At 68.2% G+C, this 20709-nt stretch carries 28 protein-coding genes and 1 pseudogene; 12 read left to right on the plus strand and 17 right to left on the minus strand.

Annotation, left to right across the window (positions count from 1 at the left end):
* Positions 1-8: 8 nt before the first annotated feature.
* The 8 genes from AB0I29_RS09610 to AB0I29_RS09645 all read right to left on the minus strand — a co-directional run bounded on the left by AB0I29_RS09610 (position 9) and on the right by AB0I29_RS09645 (position 5261).
* On the minus strand, positions 9-299 hold the full coding sequence (locus AB0I29_RS09610) for a hypothetical protein (protein WP_357480871.1): 291 nt from the start codon (positions 297-299) through the stop codon (positions 9-11).
* A gap of 64 nt (positions 300-363) precedes the next feature.
* Positions 364-720 (minus strand): hypothetical protein, encoded by a 357-nt coding sequence (locus tag AB0I29_RS09615; RefSeq protein WP_357480874.1) that lies wholly within the window; start codon positions 718-720, stop codon positions 364-366.
* A 135-nt stretch (positions 721-855) separates the two neighbouring features.
* Positions 856-1476 carry a DUF3618 domain-containing protein gene (locus AB0I29_RS09620; RefSeq protein WP_357480877.1) on the minus strand — a complete coding sequence of 207 codons (621 nt, stop codon included), beginning with the start codon at positions 1474-1476 and terminating at the stop codon, positions 856-858.
* The gene (locus tag AB0I29_RS09625; RefSeq protein WP_285103332.1) at positions 1473-1934 is read right to left on the minus strand and encodes a phage holin family protein; all 462 of its coding nucleotides are present in this window, start codon (positions 1932-1934) and stop codon (positions 1473-1475) included. Before AB0I29_RS09625 ends, AB0I29_RS09620 begins: the two co-directional genes overlap by 4 nt.
* 4 nt (positions 1935-1938) lie before the next feature.
* Positions 1939-2310 carry a hypothetical protein gene (locus AB0I29_RS09630; RefSeq protein ID WP_357480880.1) on the minus strand — a complete coding sequence of 124 codons (372 nt, stop codon included), beginning with the start codon at positions 2308-2310 and terminating at the stop codon, positions 1939-1941.
* Positions 2311-2791: 481 nt separating this feature from the next.
* Positions 2792-3550: a PAS and ANTAR domain-containing protein gene (locus AB0I29_RS09635; protein WP_357480883.1), complete on the minus strand. Its 759-nt coding sequence runs from the start codon at positions 3548-3550 to the stop codon at positions 2792-2794.
* A gap of 155 nt (positions 3551-3705) precedes the next feature.
* Positions 3706-4482 carry a PAS and ANTAR domain-containing protein gene (locus AB0I29_RS09640; protein WP_357480885.1) on the minus strand — a complete coding sequence of 259 codons (777 nt, stop codon included), beginning with the start codon at positions 4480-4482 and terminating at the stop codon, positions 3706-3708.
* Between the two features lie 110 nt (positions 4483-4592).
* A complete protein-coding gene (locus AB0I29_RS09645) occupies positions 4593-5261 on the minus strand; it encodes a GAF and ANTAR domain-containing protein (RefSeq protein WP_357480888.1) in 669 nt (222 codons plus the stop codon).
* 358 nt (positions 5262-5619) lie between these two features.
* On the opposite strand from AB0I29_RS09645, the gene AB0I29_RS09650 reads away from it, so the two are divergent.
* The 10 genes from AB0I29_RS09650 to AB0I29_RS09695 all read left to right on the plus strand — a co-directional run bounded on the left by AB0I29_RS09650 (position 5620) and on the right by AB0I29_RS09695 (position 11409).
* A complete protein-coding gene (locus tag AB0I29_RS09650; protein WP_357480891.1) occupies positions 5620-6261 on the plus strand; it encodes a hypothetical protein in 642 nt (213 codons plus the stop codon).
* Positions 6262-6312: 51 nt separating this feature from the next.
* On the plus strand, positions 6313-7302 hold the full coding sequence (locus AB0I29_RS09655; RefSeq protein WP_357480894.1) for an SRPBCC family protein: 990 nt from the start codon (positions 6313-6315) through the stop codon (positions 7300-7302).
* On the plus strand, positions 7299-7799 hold the full coding sequence (gvpJ, locus tag AB0I29_RS09660) for a gas vesicle protein GvpJ (RefSeq protein ID WP_357480897.1): 501 nt from the start codon (positions 7299-7301) through the stop codon (positions 7797-7799). The genes AB0I29_RS09655 and gvpJ (AB0I29_RS09660) overlap by 4 nt, the downstream gene beginning before the upstream one ends.
* A 30-nt stretch (positions 7800-7829) precedes the next feature.
* Positions 7830-8555, plus strand: coding sequence for a GvpL/GvpF family gas vesicle protein (locus AB0I29_RS09665; protein ID WP_285103319.1), 726 nt, complete (start codon positions 7830-7832; stop codon positions 8553-8555).
* Positions 8556-8558: 3 nt separating this feature from the next.
* Positions 8559-8813: a c-type cytochrome biogenesis protein CcmI gene (gene ccmI / locus AB0I29_RS09670; RefSeq protein ID WP_357480900.1), complete on the plus strand. Its 255-nt coding sequence runs from the start codon at positions 8559-8561 to the stop codon at positions 8811-8813.
* Positions 8806-9108, plus strand: coding sequence for a gas vesicle protein (locus tag AB0I29_RS09675; protein WP_285103316.1), 303 nt, complete (start codon positions 8806-8808; stop codon positions 9106-9108). The genes ccmI and AB0I29_RS09675 overlap by 8 nt, the downstream gene beginning before the upstream one ends.
* A 61-nt stretch (positions 9109-9169) precedes the next feature.
* Positions 9170-9652: a gas vesicle protein gene (locus AB0I29_RS09680; RefSeq protein ID WP_357480903.1), complete on the plus strand. Its 483-nt coding sequence runs from the start codon at positions 9170-9172 to the stop codon at positions 9650-9652.
* Positions 9649-10299, plus strand: coding sequence for a gas vesicle protein GvpJ (gene gvpJ, locus AB0I29_RS09685; RefSeq protein ID WP_357480906.1), 651 nt, complete (start codon positions 9649-9651; stop codon positions 10297-10299). Before AB0I29_RS09680 ends, gvpJ (AB0I29_RS09685) begins: the two co-directional genes overlap by 4 nt.
* Positions 10286-10603, plus strand: coding sequence for a gas vesicle protein K (locus AB0I29_RS09690; protein WP_285103310.1), 318 nt, complete (start codon positions 10286-10288; stop codon positions 10601-10603). The genes gvpJ (AB0I29_RS09685) and AB0I29_RS09690 overlap by 14 nt, the downstream gene beginning before the upstream one ends.
* A complete protein-coding gene (locus tag AB0I29_RS09695; RefSeq protein ID WP_357480910.1) occupies positions 10600-11409 on the plus strand; it encodes a GvpL/GvpF family gas vesicle protein in 810 nt (269 codons plus the stop codon). The genes AB0I29_RS09690 and AB0I29_RS09695 overlap by 4 nt, the downstream gene beginning before the upstream one ends.
* A 14-nt stretch (positions 11410-11423) precedes the next feature.
* Here the strand turns inward: AB0I29_RS09695 and AB0I29_RS09700 are convergent, their stop codons facing one another.
* Positions 11424-11597 (minus strand): CsbD family protein, encoded by a 174-nt coding sequence (locus tag AB0I29_RS09700; RefSeq protein ID WP_357480913.1) that lies wholly within the window; start codon positions 11595-11597, stop codon positions 11424-11426.
* Positions 11598-11713: 116 nt separating this feature from the next.
* Here AB0I29_RS09700 and AB0I29_RS09705 point away from each other — a divergent pair, with 116 nt between their 5' ends.
* Complete coding sequence (locus tag AB0I29_RS09705) at positions 11714-12127, plus strand: hypothetical protein (protein ID WP_357481481.1); 414 nt, start codon at positions 11714-11716, stop codon at positions 12125-12127.
* 146 nt (positions 12128-12273) lie between these two features.
* Here the strand turns inward: AB0I29_RS09705 and AB0I29_RS09710 are convergent, their stop codons facing one another.
* From AB0I29_RS09710 to AB0I29_RS09745, 8 genes and pseudogenes are all read right to left on the minus strand, one after another.
* Entirely contained in the window at positions 12274-13059 is a 786-nt protein-coding gene (locus AB0I29_RS09710) for a MerR family transcriptional regulator (RefSeq protein ID WP_357480915.1), read from the minus strand.
* A gap of 110 nt (positions 13060-13169) precedes the next feature.
* A complete protein-coding gene (locus tag AB0I29_RS09715; protein WP_357480918.1) occupies positions 13170-14282 on the minus strand; it encodes a serine hydrolase domain-containing protein in 1113 nt (370 codons plus the stop codon).
* Between the two features lie 330 nt (positions 14283-14612).
* Positions 14613-14809, minus strand: a pseudogene (locus AB0I29_RS09720) (IS3 family transposase); the annotation flags it as partial.
* 404 nt (positions 14810-15213) lie between these two features.
* Entirely contained in the window at positions 15214-15393 is a 180-nt protein-coding gene (locus AB0I29_RS09725) for a hypothetical protein (protein WP_357480921.1), read from the minus strand.
* Entirely contained in the window at positions 15390-16031 is a 642-nt protein-coding gene (locus AB0I29_RS09730; protein WP_357480924.1) for a DsbA family oxidoreductase, read from the minus strand. Before AB0I29_RS09730 ends, AB0I29_RS09725 begins: the two co-directional genes overlap by 4 nt.
* A 97-nt stretch (positions 16032-16128) precedes the next feature.
* Positions 16129-17217, minus strand: a complete 1089-nt coding sequence (locus tag AB0I29_RS09735) for an NADH:flavin oxidoreductase (RefSeq protein WP_357480927.1) — start codon at positions 17215-17217, stop codon at positions 16129-16131.
* Positions 17218-17294: 77 nt separating this feature from the next.
* Positions 17295-17648, minus strand: a complete 354-nt coding sequence (locus AB0I29_RS09740) for a MerR family transcriptional regulator (protein WP_357480930.1) — start codon at positions 17646-17648, stop codon at positions 17295-17297.
* Positions 17645-18589 carry a PHP domain-containing protein gene (locus AB0I29_RS09745; protein ID WP_357480933.1) on the minus strand — a complete coding sequence of 315 codons (945 nt, stop codon included), beginning with the start codon at positions 18587-18589 and terminating at the stop codon, positions 17645-17647. Before AB0I29_RS09745 ends, AB0I29_RS09740 begins: the two co-directional genes overlap by 4 nt.
* An 871-nt stretch (positions 18590-19460) precedes the next feature.
* On the opposite strand from AB0I29_RS09745, the gene AB0I29_RS09750 reads away from it, so the two are divergent.
* Complete coding sequence (locus AB0I29_RS09750; protein WP_357480936.1) at positions 19461-20678, plus strand: MFS transporter; 1218 nt, start codon at positions 19461-19463, stop codon at positions 20676-20678.
* The last annotated feature ends 31 nt before the right edge of the window (positions 20679-20709 follow it).

A 20709-nucleotide genomic window follows, 5' to 3' on the forward strand; every position in this document is an offset into this window, starting at 1 on the left:
GCCGGCCGTCACTCCGGCCGCGCGTCCGCGGCGGGCCGGCTCCGTCGTCCGACGGCGAAGCCGGCCGCGCCGCCGAGCAGGAGCGTGCCGGCGGACGAGAGCAGGGCCACGGTGCCGGGGGACGAGGTGCCGCCCGGCACGTAGGTCGTGTCGGACAACGGCGCGTAGGCGAACCAGCCGAAGGACGCCGGGCGGCTCCCCACCCAGGCCGCGGCGCCCAGCAGCGCGAGGCCGAGCACGACGAGAACCGCGAGGACGAGGCGCGAGGCGCGCTCGGGGCGGGGTGCGGGTGCTGTCATGCGGACCATCGTCCCAGACCCGTAGGCCGATGCCGTCTGGCGCCCGTCGTCGCCGGGACTCAGGTCACGCGGCCCGACCGGTGCTCGACCGCTGGACGTGTCGCAGACGGTCGTGATGCGGCAGCTGTGCGGGCGCGACGGCCTCCAACGCCCTGTCCAGCGTGTCCGATGTCAGGTCTTCCCTGCCGATGCGGGACTGGAGGCTGGTAAGGAACTGATCGGAGGCCGTGCGAAGCGGCACTCCGGCCTCGTTGGCGACGTCGAGCAGCATCTTCTCGGCCGTGCGCTCGTCGATCCCTCGCACCACGGCCACGACGCTCTTGGCTCGTTCGATGGCGACCTCACCGATGACGATCGAACGCGGCCCGTCGCGGGCCCCACGTCGCTCCGGCGACTGCCAGGAGGTGACGGACGATGACATGCGAACCTCCAGGTCCGACGGACCTGGAGCCGCTTCATGACTCCGTTTCCTCACCCTAGGCCTGATACGCACAATCGGGCAATACCCGCATTTCACGCCGACAAGGCGCATATCGGCAGGCCCGCTGGCCCGGAGTCAATCGGTCGTTCGTGAGCGCACCTCCGCGGCGGCCTCACGGCCATGCTCGGCGACCGACCGTGCCGCCTCCTTCGCCGCGTCCCTCACGGCTTCAGCACCCTCCCTCGCCGGCCCCTCCAGATCCTGCGCGATGTCGGACGCAGCCGACCTCACGTCGTCCACCAGCGGAGCCGTCTTCTCCTGGACCGCCGTGGCGGCGCGTTGTTCGCCGCGGCTGGACGGCAGGAGCGACGCGACGATCAGGCCCGCACCGAAGGCGACCAGACCGACCGCGAGAGGGTTGCCCTTCGTCTGCTCCCGGACGAAACGCGGAGCCGATCCGACGGTATCGCCGAGGGACGATGCTGTACGTCGAGCGGAGTCGGCGGCCGATGCGGCCGCCTCCCGTCCCCGGTCGGCCATGTCATGTGCCGCTCCTGGCGCGGTGTCCGCGGTCTCGTGTGACGTGCCCATGACCCGGTCCCGGACGTGCACCATGCCGGAGCGCATGCGGTCGGCCTGGCGCCGTGCCGCGTGGCCCGGGTGCACCTTGTCACCGAGTTCGTCGACGTCACGACTCAGCTCGGAGCGGGTGCGTTCGATGTCTGCTCGGATCTCCTCGGGGTCGCCGGCGCTCATGAGTTCTTCTCCTCGTGCCCTCGTAGGGCGTCTGGGATCTTCTTGACGGATTCGGCCGTCTGCGACAGGCCGTCGATGGCACGCAGCTCGGATCGCCCACGCGCGGCGAGCACCGCCGCGACCACGGCCCACACGGCCGCGACGACCAGAGCGGACCAGCCGCCGCCCATCAGGGTGCCGAGCGCCCACCACAGGGCGAGCGACACGAACAGCAGGACCATGTGGCCCGCCACGCCGGCTCCGCCGAACAGGCCGGCGCCTTTCCCTGCACGCCGTGCCGACTGCGCCGCTTCCGCCTTGGCGAGCTCGATCTCCTGGCGGACGAGCGTCGAGAGGTCGCGGCTGATCTCGCCGACGAGATGACCCAGGCTCGGTGGCGAGCCGTGGCCGGCCGACGCGGCCGCCTGCGACTCGTCCTGGCCTGTCGGCAACCGCGGCGCCGCGCCGGGCGGCGCCATGGGATCAGGGGCGCTCGACAAAGGTCTCACCTCCCGTGGTCTGCGGTGCTGCCGGGTCCGGCACCGACGGCGCGAAGACGGCGGGCGGCGTCCCCCCACCTTCCGTTCGGTCGTGCGCGGCCGGATCAGGCCGTTCCTCCCCCGTGCCACGATCCGAGGCGTCCTTCGCACCGCGCACGAACCGGCCCACCAGCAGGCCCGCTCCGGCCGCGAGCGCGACGAACAGCCCGGGCCGGCGCCTGGCGAAGTCCTCCACCTGGTGCAGGACGTCGACGGGTTCCCGGCCCTCGAACCACTGCGCGGCGCGGCCGGTCGCATCCGCTGCGTGCTGGACCAGGTCGGTCGCGAAGCCGGGGTCCTGGGCTCCGTCGGCCATCTGGCCCAGCTCATCCCCCAGGGCGCGGAGTCCGGTCGCCAGGTGCCGCTGCTGGGAAGCCGCCTGTGACCTGAGCTCGGTCCGTGTGCGGTCGACGAGTCCGCGGGTGCGATCCGTCGCCTCGTGAACCACGTCGCGAGCCCGTTCCTTCGCTTCGTGTGCCGTCTCCCGGCCGGCCTCGCCCACCTGCGAGGCAGCGTCGCCGATTCTCTCCCGGACGCCGGTGCTCCCCGCCTCGGCGTCTGCCGGGGTGCCTCCGGCCGGCCAGGTCTGCTCCGATCCAGCCGCTGTCCCGTGCGGAACGTTCGTCGCGCCCATGGTCGGACTCCTGTCGTCGTCCTCGCTCGGACGGACCGAGCGCAGAGCACCGACCGAGACGGCCCGTGCCCACCAGTGCGGCCGCTTCCTGACCACTCACCAACCTAGGACCGAGGCTGCCACTCGCAACCCGCGGGCACCTGGTCGAGCGCCTGCGAAAGCTCTAGGCACTGTCCTCGGACAGGATCTCCCTGACGTCACCCGGCGGAATGGGGGCCGCCAGGAACTCGTCGATCGCCTCAGTGGTCGGGACCAGCGTGACGTCCGGCGCCGCGAGGAGATGCACCAGCGAGTACGCGATGTCGCGAACCGCGATGTTCGCCTCGTTGGAGGCCCGTCGGAGCAGTTCGAACGCCTCGTCGCTCTCGACGCCGTAGACCATCATGAGGACACCTTTGGCCTGCTCGATCACGGCCCGTCGTTCGGCCGACGCCCGGATGGAGGCCGTCGCCTCGCGTGACGCCGCCTCGCGGTGCGACTCGGTGACGTCGAGGAAGTATCCGAAAAGCTCGGTGACCTGTCCTGTGCCGGGGTCGCGTCTCCCCTGCCCCGTGACCGCAAGCGTTCGAGTATTGCCCTGGGCGTCAAGGATGCGGTGCACCGAGCTGAACGTCTGTCCCGTCTCCGCCGCGCGCCGCAGGACGCCGTCCACACGCCCCCGGTCGTCCGGGTGCTTGTGGGCGAGGATCAGCGAGGTCGTGGGCACGATCTCGCCCGGCCGAAACCCATGCATCTCGTAGATCTCGTCCGACCATGCCCACTCGCCCGTCGCGAGATCAAGCCGGTACCGGCCCACCGGCGGTCGGCCGCCCCCGTCGAGCGCTCGCTCGATCTCATCATCGAGCGCCGGGCCGTCAGGCGTCTGCGCAGAACTCACGAAGCAGCCTCCAGTGCAAGGTCGAGCCGTTGGTGCTGTCTTCACGCTATGCCCGCTCCGCCGAGTCCACTACCCCTGCTGCTCCCGAGGTCGCGTCGAGCACACGTCAGACTGCCGGAGGGCAAGAGACAGGGCGCGTGCACGGCCTGGCGCTGCTCGCACCACCGGGATGCGTCCGTCGTCGGTCGGGGTGGTCGGCATCATGTAGGCCGGCCCGTGTGCTTGCGTCGGGTCAGCAACGGCTCGCGGCTTCGCGGTCGGCCGACAGGACTGACGGCGTCGAGCGCGCGCGCCAGCCCCTCCGGCGTGACTCCGGCTGCCTCCTGGGCTCGCACCGCGGCCATCACCTGGTCGGCGGCCGCGCGCAGCGTGATCCCCACGGCGCCCGCGGTTTCGCGCAATGTGTGCTCCGCAGCAGCCTCGTCCGCACCGCACACAGCCATGATCACGCCCTTGGCCTGCTCGATCACGGCCTGGCTGACAAAGGCCTGGTTCACGATCTCCTTCGACCGGCGGTTCAGAGCCTCCGTCTGGAACGGCGTCACGTCCACCACGTAGCCGGCGACCTCGGGGGAACCACCAGAACCGGTCCGGCGACCCTGCCCGGTGACGACGAGCGAATGAGCGCGCCCGTTCTTGTCCACGATGCGGTGTGCGCATGCGAACGGAATTCCCGTTCGCAGAGCCTCGCTGGCCGCGCGGAGAACCCGTGCCCGGTCGTCAGGATGCTTGCGGGCGAGCAGCACGTCCGGACCGGGCTCGACCTCATGCGGCTTCCAACCGTGCATGGTGTAGATCTCGTCCGACCACCACCAGTCCCCGGACGCCAGGTCGACGCGGTACCGACCGACCAGGAGGCTGGTACCGAGTCCGAGGGCAGCCGTCAGCTCGGCCGCCGAGACCGTCAGTCGTCCTGGCGGTGCCTGGCACCGGGAGTTCTCGACGGGGGCGAGGGGAACACGCGTGTCGAGCGACATGTGAACCTCCAGATCCGATCGGACCTGGAGCCGCTTCATGACTCCGCGGCAACGAGTGTAGATCGCCTCGCACGGATCGGACAGTCGTGCCGGGTGGACGGCGACGAGGCCTAGTCCGAGTCACCGAGGGAGAACTGGAGACGTTGGCCGAGCACGTCCTGCGCCACGGACAGCAGGCTGGTCGATCGCGTGAAGGCGCGTGCTCGGATCACCGCGAACGCATCCTCGGGGGAGATGCGCAGCTGGACGACAACCATCCCTATGGCCCGATGGATCTGGGTCCGCTCCGACCAGTCGAGCGATTCAGCAGCCCCCAGCAGTGCCGCCCCGACGGCATCGGCCACCAGTCCCAGGTCCTCCGCGCTACGTGTCTGTGGTTCAGCGGTCACATAGAGGCTGAGCACACCGACGACCCGGCCGGCCGCGCGCATCGGGGTCGCGTAGAGCGTCGCCTCGTCCACGATCGATCCGGCCAGCTGAGAGAAGACCGGGTAGTCGTCTGCCACCGGGTCGACGTGCATGACGATCAGCCGCTCCTCGGCGAGCGCCTGGTGCAGAGGGCCCACGCCCAGGACCTCCTGGAGCGACTCGAGCTGGTCGAACATCCCAGGTGTGCTGACGGCCAGCCGTTCTCCTGGCGCAGCCGACAGGGTGAGAGCCGCGCCTTCCGCCCGGAGGATGTCGACGCAGGCCTCGCAGAGCCTCATCGCCAACGGGTGGTCGGTATCGACCTTGGCGAGGGACCGCGCGAACAAGCCCAGCAGCTCTGTCCGGTCCAACCGGCCGTCACCACCTTCGCTCGGCTTCGGTCTCGCGCCGCAACCGTGTCCCTGACGGTTTGCTTGCCTGTCGCTCGTCGGTTCCCGGTCCGGATGGCGCGCGCACCACCCTACGACGGTACGGCTGCCGGGCGACGCTCGCACCAGCGCCGTGATCAACCGCTCGACGGACGAAAGCGCACGTCAGACCGGTGCAGCGGACACGTGCCAGGGCTCCGATCACGGACCAGGTGCCGGTCGAAACGTCACCCTGCCGCCCGGTGCGCGAGTCAAATCCGGCGGTGCTAGCCTGAAAATTCGGACCCCCCGCAACGCGACGACGCGCTGCTCGCACCTCCCGGGTCTATAGGGATTCAGCATGGACGACAAGCTCAAGATCGCAGCGGTCCTGCTCACCGGGTACCTGCTGGGACGAACCAAGCGCATGAAGCTGGCGTTGGCCGCAGCCGGCGCTCTCGCAGTCAGAGAACTGCGTGCCAACCCCGACCTCCTCAAGACAGGCAGCTCTGTCCTCGCCTCACCAGCGGTCAAGAAGCTCACCGACGAGCTGTCCGGCCGACTGGTCGACGCAGGAAAGACCGCCGTGGTCGCGGCAGCCGCCAAACGGGTCGACGGGCTCGTCTCCAACCTCGAGAAGCGCACGGGTGCACCACCTTCCGCGCGGGGGCCCGAGGAGGACGAACCCACCGACCAGCCGGACGAGTCCCCCGAGCCGGCTGACGAAGCCGGGGACGAAGTTCCACCTGAGGAGACCGAAGAGGAAGAGCCCTCGGACGAGCCGGACGAGCCAAACGAGCCGGACGACGAGCCGGCAGCGGCAAGGTCAGCTCCCCGGCAGCGGCGGTCGGAACCGAAGGAGACCTCCCGCTCGTCGCGCACATCCGGCGAGGGCGGATCGCGCAAGGCCACGTCCGGTGGGCGCGGCAAGAAGTCGTCGGGAACCGCATCAACCAGGAAATCGACAAGCGGGACCTCGACGAGAAAGCCGAGCTCCCGGTAGTTCGACGAACTCGGCACCGTGCGGCTGCGGCGCCGGGAAGGAGCAACTCCCATGGACAACACGTCGTCCGACACCAAGGCTGACGCCGGTCCGCAACCATTGGCTGCACTCCGGGAATCGGCTGGAAACTACGTCAAGTCACTTGCCAACCATGCAGTCGACAACCTGACGGACAAGGTCGGTGGGTTGACCGACCGCCTCACCCAGTACGCGAACGGGTCCGGCGCAGATGCCGGCGGGGCCAAGGCGGCCGCCGCCGCAAAGGGCGCCGAAGAGCTCGCGCAGGGCGCGTCGCCGGCCAAGGCGGGGCTGTCCGCCGCCGTCGCCGGTGTCAAGGAGAAGGTCACCGGAGTCTTCGGTGGCGGGAACGGCGGCGGAGACGGAGACGGCGGCACGTTCGACTTCAACAACATCGTCGAGTCCATCGACGTCGGAGCCCCGGTCGAGGTCGTCTTCAACGCGTGGACCTCGTACGAGAAGTGGCCCGAGTTCATGAAGAAGGTCGAGCACACGGAGCTCGACGAGGACTCGGGTGAGGTGCAGCTCAGGGGCAAGGTGCTCTGGTCCCATCGCCAGTGGGAGACCGTGATCACGGACCAGGTGCCGGATCGGCGCGTCGCCTGGAGCTCCACCGGGGAGAAGGGGCACCTGAGCGGGGTCGTGACGTTCCACCCGCTCGGCGAAGAGCTCACGCGTCTCGTCATCGTCGTCGCGTACTACCCGGACGGGTTCGTGGAGAAGACCGCGAACATCTGGCGGGCCGTGAACCGGCGGGTACGTCTGGAGCTCAAGTTCTTCGTGCACCACGTCATGACCGAGTCCGTCCTGCATCCCGAGGAAGACGAGGGGTATCGCGCGGAGATCCACGACGAGGAGATCGTTCGGAGCCACGAGGAGGTCGTCGAGGACGAGCGGGCCGACCGCGACGAGCAGGAGGAAGAAGACGGCGAGGAAGAGGCCGAAGAAGGAGAGGGCGAAGAAGAAGAGGGCGAGGACGTGGACGAGGACAAAGAGTCCGGGACCAGGCGGCGATCGCGATGACCACGGTGAGCACCCGGCCCCGGAGCACGGGGTACGTCGAGCGCCCGCCGTCCTCGTCGTTGGCTGACGTCATCACCATCATCCTCGACAAGGGCATGGTGATCGACGCCTTCATCCGGGTGTCGGTCGTCGGCATCGAGCTGATCACCATCGACGCCCGCATCGTCATCGCCAGCGTCGACACCTACCTGCGGTTCGCCGAGGCGACCAACCGTCTCGATCTCGCGCAGTCCGGCGGACGGGACCTGCCCGAGCTCATGGAGGACGTCTCGGAGAGCGGGGCGAAGAGCAAGACCAAGGGCGTGCTGTCGGGCGCCAAGGATGCCATCTTCGGCAAGGACGAGGACGAGGACGCTGACGAAGAGCAGGACCAGGACTTCGACCAGGACGAGTCTCAGGACGAGTCTCAGGACGAGGAAGACGAGGTAGAGGTCCCCGCGCGCAACCGAGAGCACCGTCGGCCCCGCCGGCGCGTGTCAGGGACGCGCAACACCTAGCAGACATCCCTTGTGGCGGACGGAGGAGCCATGCTGTACGTCTACGGGCTGGTCCTTCCCGACACCGACGTGCCCGCCGAGCAGGCGGGGCTCGGCGAAGGCGATGTGCACCTGGTCGGCCTCGGCGAGATCGCCGCGCTCACCTCCGAGGTCCCCGACGCGGAGGTGGTCGGGGTGCCCGCCGAGATACGCGCCTACACCGCGGTCCTCGACGGCGTGGCCGCCGCGCGTCCCGTCCTGCCGATGAGGTTCGGCACGGCCGTACTCGACGAGGAGGCCATGGCTGAGGCGTTCCCCGTCGATCGTCGGGGAGCACTCGCCGAGGACCTGCGCCGTCTGGATGGCCTCGCCCAGCTCACGGTCCGGGCGCGCTACGTCCAGGACGCCGTGCTCGCCGAGCTTGTCGCGGAGGACGCCGAGGTCGCAGAGCTGCGCGCCCTGCTCCAGGACCTCCCCACCGACGCGACGTACGACACCCGCATCCGCCTGGGCGAGCTCGTGGTCCGGGGGTTCGCCCGCAAGCGGGCACACGACGCCGCTCACATTCTCGACGAGCTCACACCGTTCGCGGTGGATGTCCGTGAGCACGAGACCGGACTGGTCGACGACGTGGTGGAGATCGCCGCGCTTGTCCGGCGTACCGGACTGGCGAAGTTCGATGCCGCGCTCGAAGGACTCGCCGCGCGTTCCCACGGCCGCATCACCTTTCGTCTCGTCGGACCGCAGGCTCCGTACGACTTCGTCGGCGAGGAATGACCCATGGGCATCTTCAGCGGTCTGCTGTCGCTCCCACTGGCCCCGGTTCGAGGCACGGCCTGGGTCGCGCAGCAGGTGCTCGACGAGGCCGAGCGTCGCTACTACGACGTCGAGACTCTGCGGCGGCAGCTCGAGGAGGTCGCCATGGCGCGCGAGAACGGCGAGCTCGACGACGACGGAGCCGATGCGCAGGAAGAGGAGCTGACAGCACGCCTCATCGAGGCGAACCGACGCAGCAGGGAGGAGCGCGATGGATGACGCCGACACGCGGGCCGACGAGGCCGAGCGACCGTCGCGCCTCACGGCCACCCGTGCGGCCCGCAAGGCCGTCGAGCAGCTCGCCGGGCTCACCGGCCGCAAGCTCGAGAGTGTCGTGGGGATCCACTCGGAGAACGACGCGTTCACCGTCGTCATCGAAGCCGTCGAGGACCCGCACGTCCCGAGCACGGCGGACGTCATGGCGGAGTACGAGGTACAGCTCGACGAGGACGGCGAGCTGGTCGGCTACCGGCGCCAGGCGCGTTACGTCCGCGGCAGCACCGACGACGGGTGACACTGCTCGACGATGGACCGCCTTTCGGGCCGAGGCGTCGGGGCGAAGGAGGTGACCGGGCATGAGTGTGGTCGGCGGCGGCCATGGCCGCTCGATGGAGCCGCGACGCGACGAGGGGGCGCTCGTCAACGTGATCGAGACCCTGCTCGACAAAGGTCTCGTCGTCAATGCCGACATCATGGTCTCGGTTGCCGGCGTGGAGCTGCTGGGGATCCGGATCCGAGCGGCGCTTGCCTCCTTCGAGACCGCCGCGCGCTACGGGCTGGAGTTCCCGGCCGGGACCAACACCGAGACGCTCGCCTGGCGGCGCGCGATCGAGCAGAAGGAGACGTGCCCGAAGTGCGGCAAGTCGTCCCCACGCTCACAGCTGCTCGAGGACGTCTGCCCGTGGTGCGGCTGGCGCAGCGCCCTCGCCGAGCGCACGCACGACCACGCCGAGCTGAGCAGCACGGAAGAGGACGGCGACGGCGTCATCGAGGAGCAGGACCGCCCGGCCCGCAAACCGGCACGGGCCCCACGGCGGGACTCCGAGGCGACGTCATGACTGCCGACCCTCGGGCGGTCGCCCTCCGCTCGGTCGGGATGCAACCCACGCACGATCTGCGCGCGACCCTGCCGGACCTCCTGGACGTCATGCTCGACAAGGGGGTCTACCTCGATCTCGACCTCGTCATCACCGTGGCGGACGTCCCACTCATCGGCGTCAGCCTGCGGGCCGCCGTCGCCGGGATCGAGACGATGCTCGAGCACGGTCTGATGCAGGACTGGGACGAGCAGACCCGCCTGTCGGCGCGCCACGCGCTCGCGCCCGACGCCATGCTCGCGGACGACGAGGAGGTCGTCGTGCGCATGGCCGGCGGACACCTGCAGGAGGAGCCGTACCGGAGCTGGCGGCCGGGGACCGTCATCCTGACCTCCCGGCGGCTCCTGGTCTGGCGTTCCGACCCGCCCGAGGTGCTCTGGCAGGCCCGGCTGGAGGACGTGTCCGCGGTTGGTCTGCGCACCGAGAAGAGCGTCGGCGGACCGGACCGCACGCGGGTGCACGTGGCCGTCCGTGACGGGTACGCGCGGCTGTCCGCGGCTGACCCGCGGCGGCTCCACGACGCGCTGCGAGCGCAGATCTCCGGGTGGCGGGTCGATGCCGGCCGGCCCGGTCCCACCACTCCGGGAGGCGACGATGCAGGTCGATGAGACGAGCCTCAAGAACGGGCTGCTCACCCTCGTGGTCACCCTGGTGGAGGTCATCGAGGAAGCCTTGGAGAGCCAGGCGATCCGGCGTCTCGAGGGCGGCGAGCTGACCGAGGCCGAGCAGGAGCGACTTGGCCAGGCACTGCTGGACCTCGACAGCGCGATCGAGCAGATCAAGGACGATCACGGGCTCGCGGCGTCGGTCGCGGACCTGAGACGTGGACTGGACGACCTCGTGGGTGACCTCGTCGACCAGCTTGCCAACCCGACACGATGGGTCCGAGAGCCCGGGCGTGAGCCCCCATGACCGCCGACCGGCTCTACCTCTACGGGATCGCGATCGCCGAGCCAGATGATCTGGGCACCGGGATCGCCGGGGCCCCGCTGCGTGCGGTCACCGGTGTCGAGGGCATGACCGCCGTCGTGCACGAGCACGACGGCGGGCCGTTCCAGGGTGCGGACGCCGACGTCGAACGCTGGGTCGTCGAGCACAGCACCGTCGTCGAACGAGTCTGGCGGAGCGTCGGCACGGTGCTCCCCGCCAGCTTCAACGTGATCGTAGCGCCGACCGTGCAGGTGACCGCGCGACAACGACTCCTGGACTGGCTCACATCGCACGCGGACCCGCTGCGCGCCCGTCTTGCGGCCCTGCAGGGGCGGGTCGAGCTGCGCGTCGAGATCGGGCTGGACAATCACCTGGTCGCCGAGAACCACCCGGAGGTCGTCGCGGCGCGGAGCGAGCTGGAGGGACGTTCACCAGGAGTCCAGCGGTTGCTGCGCAAGCGCCTCGATCACCTGGAGCGGGACATCACCGCGGCAACCGCGCGCGACCGGTACGCCGACTACCTCCAGCGTCTGGAGGGAGCCAGCGAAGACCTCGACGAGAACCTGCGAGCACGTCCCGAGCCAGGAACCGCCCTGGTCCTCTCGGTCTCGCTGCTGGTGCCGGCCGACGCGGTGGACGACGTCGGCCTCGTCCTGGCGGCCGTCCAGGACGAGGAGCCGGCGGCACGGATCCGGTTCCTCGGGCCGTGGCCGCCGTACTCCTTCGCCGACGTGCTCGGACTGTCTCCCCTTCTGGCCGGCGACTCAGGCGACGACCAGGCGGGGTAGGTCCGTGGAGGGCACTACTTCTTGAGCGCGTCCTTCGCGTGCTCGGCGGCGTCCTTGAGCTCCGCCTTGGCCTGTTCGGCCTTGCCCTCGGCGACCAGGTCGTCGTCACCGGTGACCTTGCCGGCACCCTCCTTCGCCTTTCCCGCCACCTTCTCGGCTGCGATCTTGGCCTTGTCCTCGGCGCCCATCGTCGTCTTCCTCTCTCTCGAGGTTCCCCCGGTAGGAGGAACCGAGTCTCGGACCCGCTCGGTGGACGCTTCCGCGCCAGGAGCCGGTCGCGCCCCCGCGCTCCTCGATGAACTCCTTGAACCGCTCGGACTGCGTCCACTGGTTGTACGCCGTACGCACCGGGACGTCGACGTCGACGGACTTCATGCTGCCGGCCAGGAGCATCGGCTCTCTCGGGTTCTTCCACCGTGACCCGGACGCCGGTCACTCGCTCGTCGAGCCCGCCCTCCTGGTGAGAGCAGTGCTGAGAATTGTCCTGAAGGTGCGAGTGGGCACGAACGGGGCGAATGTCGAGTTGTGGGTCGGCGCGCACCGCGTCGCCACGACAAGGAGGTTAGGTATGCCGTCCTGGCTCATCCTCATCATCATCGGAGTCGTGCTCGTGATCCTGGGAGTCGCGACCGAGATCGGTCAGTTCTTGATCTGGATCGGCGTGGCCGTTCTTGTGATCAGCCTGATCGTCGGGCTTGCGCGACGTACCAGAACATAACCGCGACCATCGGGGCCCGGCCGACCCTCGACAGGGGTCTCGGCCGGGCCTTGGTCGTGCAGGCTGCGCACGCTACGGCCCGGCACCTGGTTTGTCTCCTCTGCGTTTGCGAGCATCGACGTGGAAGTGGCCGATTCGCTTCGCCGTCAACGGGGGTCGGACCTCGGGATGCGGATGCCGGCGGCGCGGAGTCTGGACTCGAAGAGCGCGGACAGTCGCGCCATGGCCGGTGTCGGCTTGTCTCCGTGGCGGGCGATCATCGCGTACCGGGGCGCGGTGTCGGTCCGTGCCTGCATGCTGGTAACGGTCTTGAGCAGTGCGGGGTCGGCCAGGTAGTGGTCGGCCGCATCGGCGGCGAGACGGTCGATGCGGGGGTCGTCCGCTTCCCAGGTCGCGGCTTCGGCGATGCGCCTGGTCAGGGCGATGAGCCAGGTGTCTTGCAGGGCGTGCTCGAACTGGGCGAGGTAGTCGTCGAAGCCTTCGGGGACCAGAGCCCGTGCCAGCACCCAGCCCTCCCTGGTGGCCGCGACCTCGTCCTCGGAGTATCCGAGGCCGAGCATCCGCTCCAGCAGGGCCACGGCGCGGTCGGGCAGCAGTGCCCGGTCGCCGTCGGCGAGGCGGTGCAGCATGGCGCGCCGCGCGGTCAGTTCCGCAATGTGTTCGTCGAGCTGTCGTTCGACCTGGACGAGCGCGGAGGCGAACAGCGCGGAGTCGGCGTCGAGCAGGGGTCCGATCTCGGCCAGCGGTACCCCGGCGGCGGCCAGGGTCCGGACTTGCACCAGCCTGAGCAGGTCGTCCGATCCGTACCGCCGGTATCCGGAGCCGTCGCGTTGGGGTTCGGTGACAAGGCCGAGCTTGTGGTAGTGCCGGACCGTCTTGATCGTGATGCCAACGAACGCGGCTGCCTGGCCGATCGTGACTCCGTTGTGCATCTGCTCATCCTGCCAAGTGTCCGGGGGCGCTGATCGCGTGTGCCACTGCGGGGTGCGGGGACCGGCCGCGCCGGGCTCGGCGAGCTCGGCGCGGCGACGGTTCTCTTGGTCTACGCGGGCCTGCTGCCGAATACCTCGTTGAGGAGGCGCTGCTGGGCGCCCTGGAACGCCGCGGCGACGGTGAGGTTCGCGTCGTCCACGCAGTTCAGCGCGGCGGTCAGGGTCTTGGACCCGTCGGGGGTGGCGTACATGAGCGCCGCGTGGCCCACCGCGGCGCCGTTGTGGGAGATCACGGTGGCACCGTCGTCGGTGGTCAGCACGAACACCCCCAACCCGTAGTCCATGTTCGGGATGCCCGTCGCACGTGGGGTGAACATCTCCTCGCGCAGTTCGTCCGGGAGGAGCTTGCCGCCGGTGAGCGCGGCGATGAACGTGTGAAGGTCCTCGGTGGTCGAGATCATGTCGCCGCCGGCAGAGACCCAGGAGGGATTCTGGCGGGTGATGTCGACCGTGCGCGGCTCGCCGTCCTCGTCGTACCGGTAGTAGGCGTGGGCGTGCGGCTCAGCGATCTCCGCGTCATCCGGGACCACGGTGTGCGACATGCCGAGCGGGGTCAGGATCAACCGCTGCATCTCCTCGGTAACGGTACGGCCGGTGACCTTCTCGACAAGCAGGCGAGCCAGGACGTAGTTGGTGTTGGAATAGCTCCAGCCCGCTCCGGGCTCGAACCGCGCAGGCTTGGACAGCGCGAGTTCGACCAGTTCCTGTGGCCGGTAGGTCTTGAACCGGTTGTCCAGCCACTCCTTGCCGTTGGGGCCGTAAGGGATGGGGATGCCGAACACGATCGAGCCGTCCTCGTAGACCTCGCCGGTGAAGTTGAACAGGCCGCTGGTCTGCTGGAGCAGCATCCGCACCGTGATCCGCTGGTCGATCCCGAACTCGGGCAGGTGGTCCGAGACCGGGTCGTCCAGGCCGATCCTGTCCTCGGCCACGAGTTGAAGCACGAGGGTCGCGGTGAAGGTCTTGGTGTTGCTGCCGATCCGGATGTGCCCGTCGGCAGGCGGCTTCACGTTCCCGCCCGCCTCGGCCGCCCCGGCGGTGCCGACCCACTCACCCTGCTCGTTGTTGACGCGGACCGACAGCCCGATGATGCCGGGGTCGACGATCTTCTCGATCGCCCGCTGGAGACGGTCGGCGGTCTGGTTGGAAACAGTGGTGGTCATGGTGGTTCGCTCCTTGGAAGCGCTCGATTCCCTTCGGCGCCCTGCCGATGCGAGAACCGTCCACCTTGACCTCAGGTCAGGGTCAATCGTGACGTGCGTCACTCGATTTTCGGAGCCGCGGGTCTCGGCCGGGATGAGTCCAACCATGACCCGATGATCTGACCCCCACGCACCCAGGACCCGCGCATCGAGGGATTCCGCCGCTCCCTGCCCGACCGGGACGGAACCACGATCGACCCCACCAAGGCGGAATCCCGAACCCGGCCAACCGCTCCTGAAACTCACCTCCACAGCAGGAGGGGCTGCTGCACCGATCGGTGACAGGGTTTCTCAGGCGGCGAGTGCGACCTGAGTGGTCATGGTGGCTTCGTACTCGATCGGGGTCAATCGTCCGAGGCGGTCCGGCGGCGCCTGCGGTGGTAGGTCCGTTCGATCCAGGTGATGATCGCAATCCGCAGCTGTTCGCGGGTGGTCCAGCGGCACCGGTCCAGGACGTTCTTCTGCAGCAGGGCGAAGAAGGACTCCATGCGGTGCTCAAGTTCGACAAAACTCTCAGGCCCGGAGATCCGCAGATCTCCGGGCCTGACTTTTGTAGCGGGGGCAGGATTTGAACCTGCGACCTCTGGGAGCCGAAAAGGGCTCCCAAGCCGCTACGACTCGACTTGGGTAAGCCTGGATTCCCTTGGTTTTCCAAGGATTCTCCTTGCTGACAGTCGGAGCATACCCTGGAAGACATCGGGAGGGCAGCGGTTGTTTCTGGAGACTAAGTGGATGCCGGTCGATTCCAGGTCAACACCATCGGCTCCCCCGCAGCGCATCAGCGCTGATCACGCGAAGCCGTGCGCGCGGCAACCCTGGTGGAGCAGGACCGAGCCCACCGCCTTCGGTCAAGATCGTCAGCCGGCTCGCTTCCGAGGCGCGAGCGTACTGATCACGGCGAACAGCTGCCGTTGCCGAACGCTGTCTCGGCGGGCTCCGACATCCGCGCAAGTCTCGCGTCCTCGGCGACCTGGCTGGTCGGATGGGCCGGAACCTCGCATACACCGTCGATGCAGACGGCGGCGGTTGGAACCTGGAGCTCGACGATCCGATCGATCTCGGTCCTGCTCATGCGACCTCTTCGCCCTTCTGCTCGACTAGCTGTCGCAGGACGTCCGCGAACGTCGATGGGTCCTGCGCGCCTGAGACGCCGTACTGACCTTCGAACACGTAGAACGGCACACCCTGGATGCCGAGCTGTCGAGCACGGGCCTGGTCTGCCTGGACATCGTCGACGTGCCGGTCGTCCCTGAGGGCGGCCAGGGCGCCCTCTCGGTCGAGCCCAAGTTCCGCTGCCAGGTCGGCGAGATCCTCGTCCCGGCCGACGTGACGACCTTCTTCGAAGTGCGCGGCCAGGAGCCGTTCGACCATGTCGAGTTGGCGCTCTTGCGTCTTGGCCCAGCGGATGAGCTGGTGGCCCTTGTTCATGTTGGTGTGTAGAAGGATGTCGTAGTCGAAGTGGAGCCCGACCTCGCTGGCCGCTCCGACGATCCGTGCCAGGAGTGGTCGCACCTGGTCCGCGGAGAAGCCGCGGATCTCGAGGTAGTCCTGTTCGCTGCCCTCGAAGTCCTGCGGCAGATCTGGCGCGAGCTCGAAGGCGTGGTACTCCACCTGGACCGGGATACCGGACTGTGCGACGGCTTGTTCGAACTTGCGCTTACCGATGTAGCACCAGGGGCAGGCGATGTCTGACCAGACGTCGACCTTCACGGGCGAGACCTCTGATGTCCGTTCAGTGGTCATGGTGTTCCTCTCTGTTGTGATCCTGGGTGTGCTGCGCTGCTGCTGATAGTCGAGCTAGCACCTTTCAGACGCTGTCGGGGCGAACGAAGTAGGGCCAGCCGCGCAGGTGGTTGATGAATCTCTCGCTGATCCCGCCCTCGCGCAGGAAGCTCGCTTCAACAGGGAGCTTTGGCGTCGCGTACTCCGGGTCGGCCTGAACCTGCTTGGGGCAGTCGCGCTGCAGGATCCCGCCGCGGCCGATCAGGACGAAGTCACAGCCCTCTTCCAGCATTTCTGAGGCGCGTCGGGCGGTGGTGATCTTGCCGGCGGCGCCGATTCGAACTCCTCTCCGTGGGATCTCGGTGAAGACGCTGAGCATGCTGCGTCCACGCATGGGTCCCTCCTGCACGATCTGCGTGGAGTCCCACAGTGCGAGGTCGAGGTAGTCGATGAGCTCTCGATCGAGGATGTCTGCGGTGATGTCTCGGAGTTCTTCGAGCTGGAGCCCGTACCGCTCGATGGACAGACGCCATCCGACCTGGAAGTCGGGGCCGGTTGCGCGCCGGATCCCCTCCATGACCTCGAGGGTGAAGCGTGCGCGGTTCTCGACGTTGCCGCCGTACGCGTCGGTCCGGTCGTTCATTTCGGGCGACATGAACTCCGACAGGATCCAGCCGAACGCGCCGTGGATGCTGACGCCGTCGAAGCCGGCGCGTTGTGCTCGTCGAGCGCCGGCAATGAAGCTGTCGCGAATGCGCTCCACTTCTTCCGTGGTCAGCGCTCTGACGCCCGGCCATGTCTTGTCGGACGCCGGGAGAGGTACGCCGCCGAGATGGGGGTTGGCGCGCCACCCAGCGTGGTGCAGCTGTACGGCGGAGAGCGTGCCGCCTGCGCGGAGGGAGTCTGCCATCTGGGTGAGCCCTGGGAGGTGCTCGTCGGTGTGGATGCCAAGCTGACGGGCGAAGGCAATACCACCAGCTTCGACGTTGGCGGCAGCGGTCTGCACCAGTGCGTAGCCGCCCTGGGCGAGCTGGCTCATCCAGTCCTGGTCGGCTGAAGACGCGAAGCCGTCGGACTCGCTCTGCTGGTTCGTCAGCGGTGCGAGCATGAAGCGGTTTCGCATCGCTGGGCCGTGGAGGAGGGTGAGGGGTTCGAACAGGTCTGCAACGGACATGGGTGTCTCCGTTTCGGGGTAGCGGAACTTGGGACGGTGCAGCGAGTGCGTTAGGTCTGCGTTCGGACATCAGCGCGTCATCGGTCGGCGATCGCATCGAGGTAAGCGTTGAGCGCGTGGAGGTTCTCGGACAGGAACGCGACTCGCTCGGCCATGCGGTTCCGCTCACGGCGGATATTGCCGACGAAGTCGCGGGCGTCGTGTTGAGAGCACGCCGCTTCCGCCAGGCACGGCAGGACGGCTCGTATGATTTCGGTGGTCAGTCCTGCTTCGAGCAGTCCGCGGATCTGCCGGACACGCGCGACGAGTGGTTCGTCGTAGGAGCGGTAACCGTTGTCTTCCCGTCGTGGGCGGAGGAGCCCCTGCTCTTCGTAGTAGCGAAGGAGCCTGGCAGGGACCCCAGTACGCACGGAGAGCTCGTTGATCCTCACTGCATCACCGCCGTAGCGTCAGTTGGTGGTGTCGAGGCGCGGGGGTATCGCGGTATAGCGCCGGAGGCTCGAGCGATGAGGCGGCTGACCATCTCATCGGTCGTGGTGTTTTCGCCGGGCCGGTTCGGTTTGCCCCGGCCGTGGTAGTCACTGGAGCCGGTGACGATCAGGTCGTGCGCCGCCACAATTCGCCGGAGACGCTGCACTGCGTCGGCTGCATTGTCGCGGTGACCGAGTTCGAACCCGCCGAGCCCCGCGGCGATGAGACGTTCAATGTCCGCCGTTGGCATCAGCCCGTCGGCGCCCGATGCCGCGGGATGGGCGATGATTGCGACTCCCCCGGCCTCAGTGATGAGCCTGACCGCGGTCTCCGTTTCCGGCGCGTACAGCGCCTCGTAGTACTGGTGGGTCTCGGCGAGGATGCTCTCGAACGCCTCCGACCGGGTCTGGACGATGCCACGTGCGACCAGCGCATCTGCGATGTGGGGTCTGCCGACGGTTGCGCCCGGGTTGGACTGGGCAACCACATCCGCCCACCCGAGGTCGTAGTCCTTGCTGATGTTGCGGACGATCCGTTCCGCTCGGCGTTTCCGGTCGAGCCGGATCCGCGCTGCTTCGTCCCGCAGGGCCCGGTTCTCGGGATCGAAGAGGTAACCGAGGATGTGCAGCGTGCACGGCCCGTGCTTCGCGGAGAGTTCGATCCCAGGCAGAAACGTCATGCCGAGCGCCACTGCGCTATCACCGGCTTCGCCCCAGCCGCTGGTGCGGTCGTGATCGGTCAGCGCGACAGTTCGGACACCGTGCTCGTAGGCGCGGCGGATCACGTCAGCAGGGGTGTCCGTACCATCAGAATGGTTCGAGTGCAGATGGAGATCGGCCGGGCCTGCGAAACGGCGGAGCGCTGGCGCTTGGTGACGTGCGAACCCGGGGATCGAGTTCATGGCGAACGGTCCTCTCGTCGTCGTTGCAGTTGGCGCGTTCGGGTGGTGGGACAGGCTGATGACCGGCCCCGCCATGGCCGCGGTGGGGGTTACTGAGACATCGTGGAACCTTCACATCAGTGTGAAGGCAAGCGAGGGGACGCCGATCGCGGATCAGGGCATGTCCGAGCGGACACGGTCTCGACACGATTGCTCCGGTCTTGCCTGGAGCAGGGGCGCACTCGTCCACAGCGAGAGGACAACGGCTACCGCGACAGCGACGAGTCGCTGGTACGCAGGGTGCAGCCGATCCGGGCGCTTCTGGACGCGGGCCTGACGACCGGGATCATCGGGGATGTGCTGCCACCCGGGCGACACCGCGGGCTCGAAGTTCGACGCTCGGACTTCGCCCGGCGGACCGCGAACGAGCGGGGCCGCCCACAGGAGCGAGCGTTCGTAATGGCGGAGACTCTGCAAGCACTGGACTATGTGAATCTTGGCAGAGCGGAAGGCCTAGCCGCGCCCACCCGGTACACCTAGCCGGTTCCGCGACAACAGGCTCTGCGACCGTGAGTGCTGCGTGACCTGCTCGGCGCGCGAGAGCCGTCCCGAGCTGAGGCGTGCGGCCCAGCGCCGCCGGAGAAGCGCGCCAGGAATCTGCCAGCAAGGTGCCTCGTTCGCTGTCCCGCGCCCCTACATCTCGCGCGCCGTTGCCCATCGAACTGCCTCGACCGGCAAGAACTCGTCCGTGATCCTGCCGACAGGCACGTGCACAGGCTTGCATTCACATTGATGTGAACGTTGGACGATCTTCCGGTTCCATGATCATGGGGCGTCACTTGAGGCCAAGTGTGCACCTTCGGTTGCGCCACGCCAGAAGAGGAAGAGTCGTATGACCAAGATGCAGGACACTCTGCCGAGTGCTCCACAGAGGGAACGCCTCCCCATAGGGGCACTGATCGCTCTGTTCACCGCGGGATTCATCACCACCCTGACCGAGGCGTTGCCCGCCGGCGTGCTGCCGCAGATGAGCGAGGCGCTGGGGGTATCCGAATCCGTCGCCGGACAGACCGTCACCATCTACGCTGTCGCGACCATGCTCACGGCGATCCCGGTATCTATCGCGACGACCAACTGGCCCCGACGACGACTGCTCGTGCTCGCACTGGCAGGATTCCTCGTGGCCAACCTGGTGACCGCGATCTCGCTCAATTACGCCGTCACCATGGTTGCGCGCTTCATCGCCGGCGCCGCATCCGGGGTGACATGGAGTCTGCTCGGTGGATACGCGCAGCGCATCACACCCGCCGCCCTGAAGGGACGTGCGATGGCCTTCGCCTTCGCAGGAACCCCCGTCGCACTATCCCTGGGCGTGCCCGTAGGGGCCATCCTCGGCCAGCTCGTCGGATGGCAGCTGACGTTTGGCCTCATGACCGTTCTCACCGGCCTGCTCATCCTCTGGACCCTGTGGAAGCTGCCGGACGTTCCTGGACAGCCCGCCGGCGAGCGACTCCCACTCATGCACCTCCTCCGCATCAAGGGCCTCCGCACGATCCTGCTGGTCACCGGTGTGTACGTTCTCGCGCACACCATCCTCTACACCTACATCTCTCCGGTCCTCGCGGGTGTCGGCCTCGAGGATCAGGTCCAGTGGATCCTTCTCGACTTCGGGATCTTGTCGATCGTGAGCATCTGGCTTACGGGCATCTTCGTCGATCGTCATCACCGCCGCCTCGTCATCCTCAGCACTGCGTTCTTCGCTGCAGCCGCGGTCGCCCTGACGCTCTGGTCGGTGAATCCGATCGTGGACTACATCGCCGTCGGTGCGTGGGGCCTGGCCTTCGGCGGGGCGGCCACGCTGTTCCAGGGCGCACTGATGGCGGCGTCGAGAGAGCACGCCGACGCCGCCCAGCCCCTGCAGGTGACGATGTGGAACGGCGGAATCGGACTGGGCGGGCTGATCGGCGGACTACTCCTCGCAGGTCTCGGCTCGGAGTCGCTCATGATCGCCGTCGCCCTGCTCGTCCTCTCCACCGTCGTCGTAGTGGTCTTCGCCCGAAGCCATGCGTTTCCTGGAGACCGGGATCGACGCCAGGCAGGTGAGCAGTAAGTCTTCTCTTCACCCCGGTAGGTGACGCAGG

The organism is Promicromonospora sp. NPDC050262 (assembly GCF_040655935.1).
Taxonomy (GTDB): Bacteria; Actinomycetota; Actinomycetes; order Actinomycetales; family Cellulomonadaceae; genus Promicromonospora.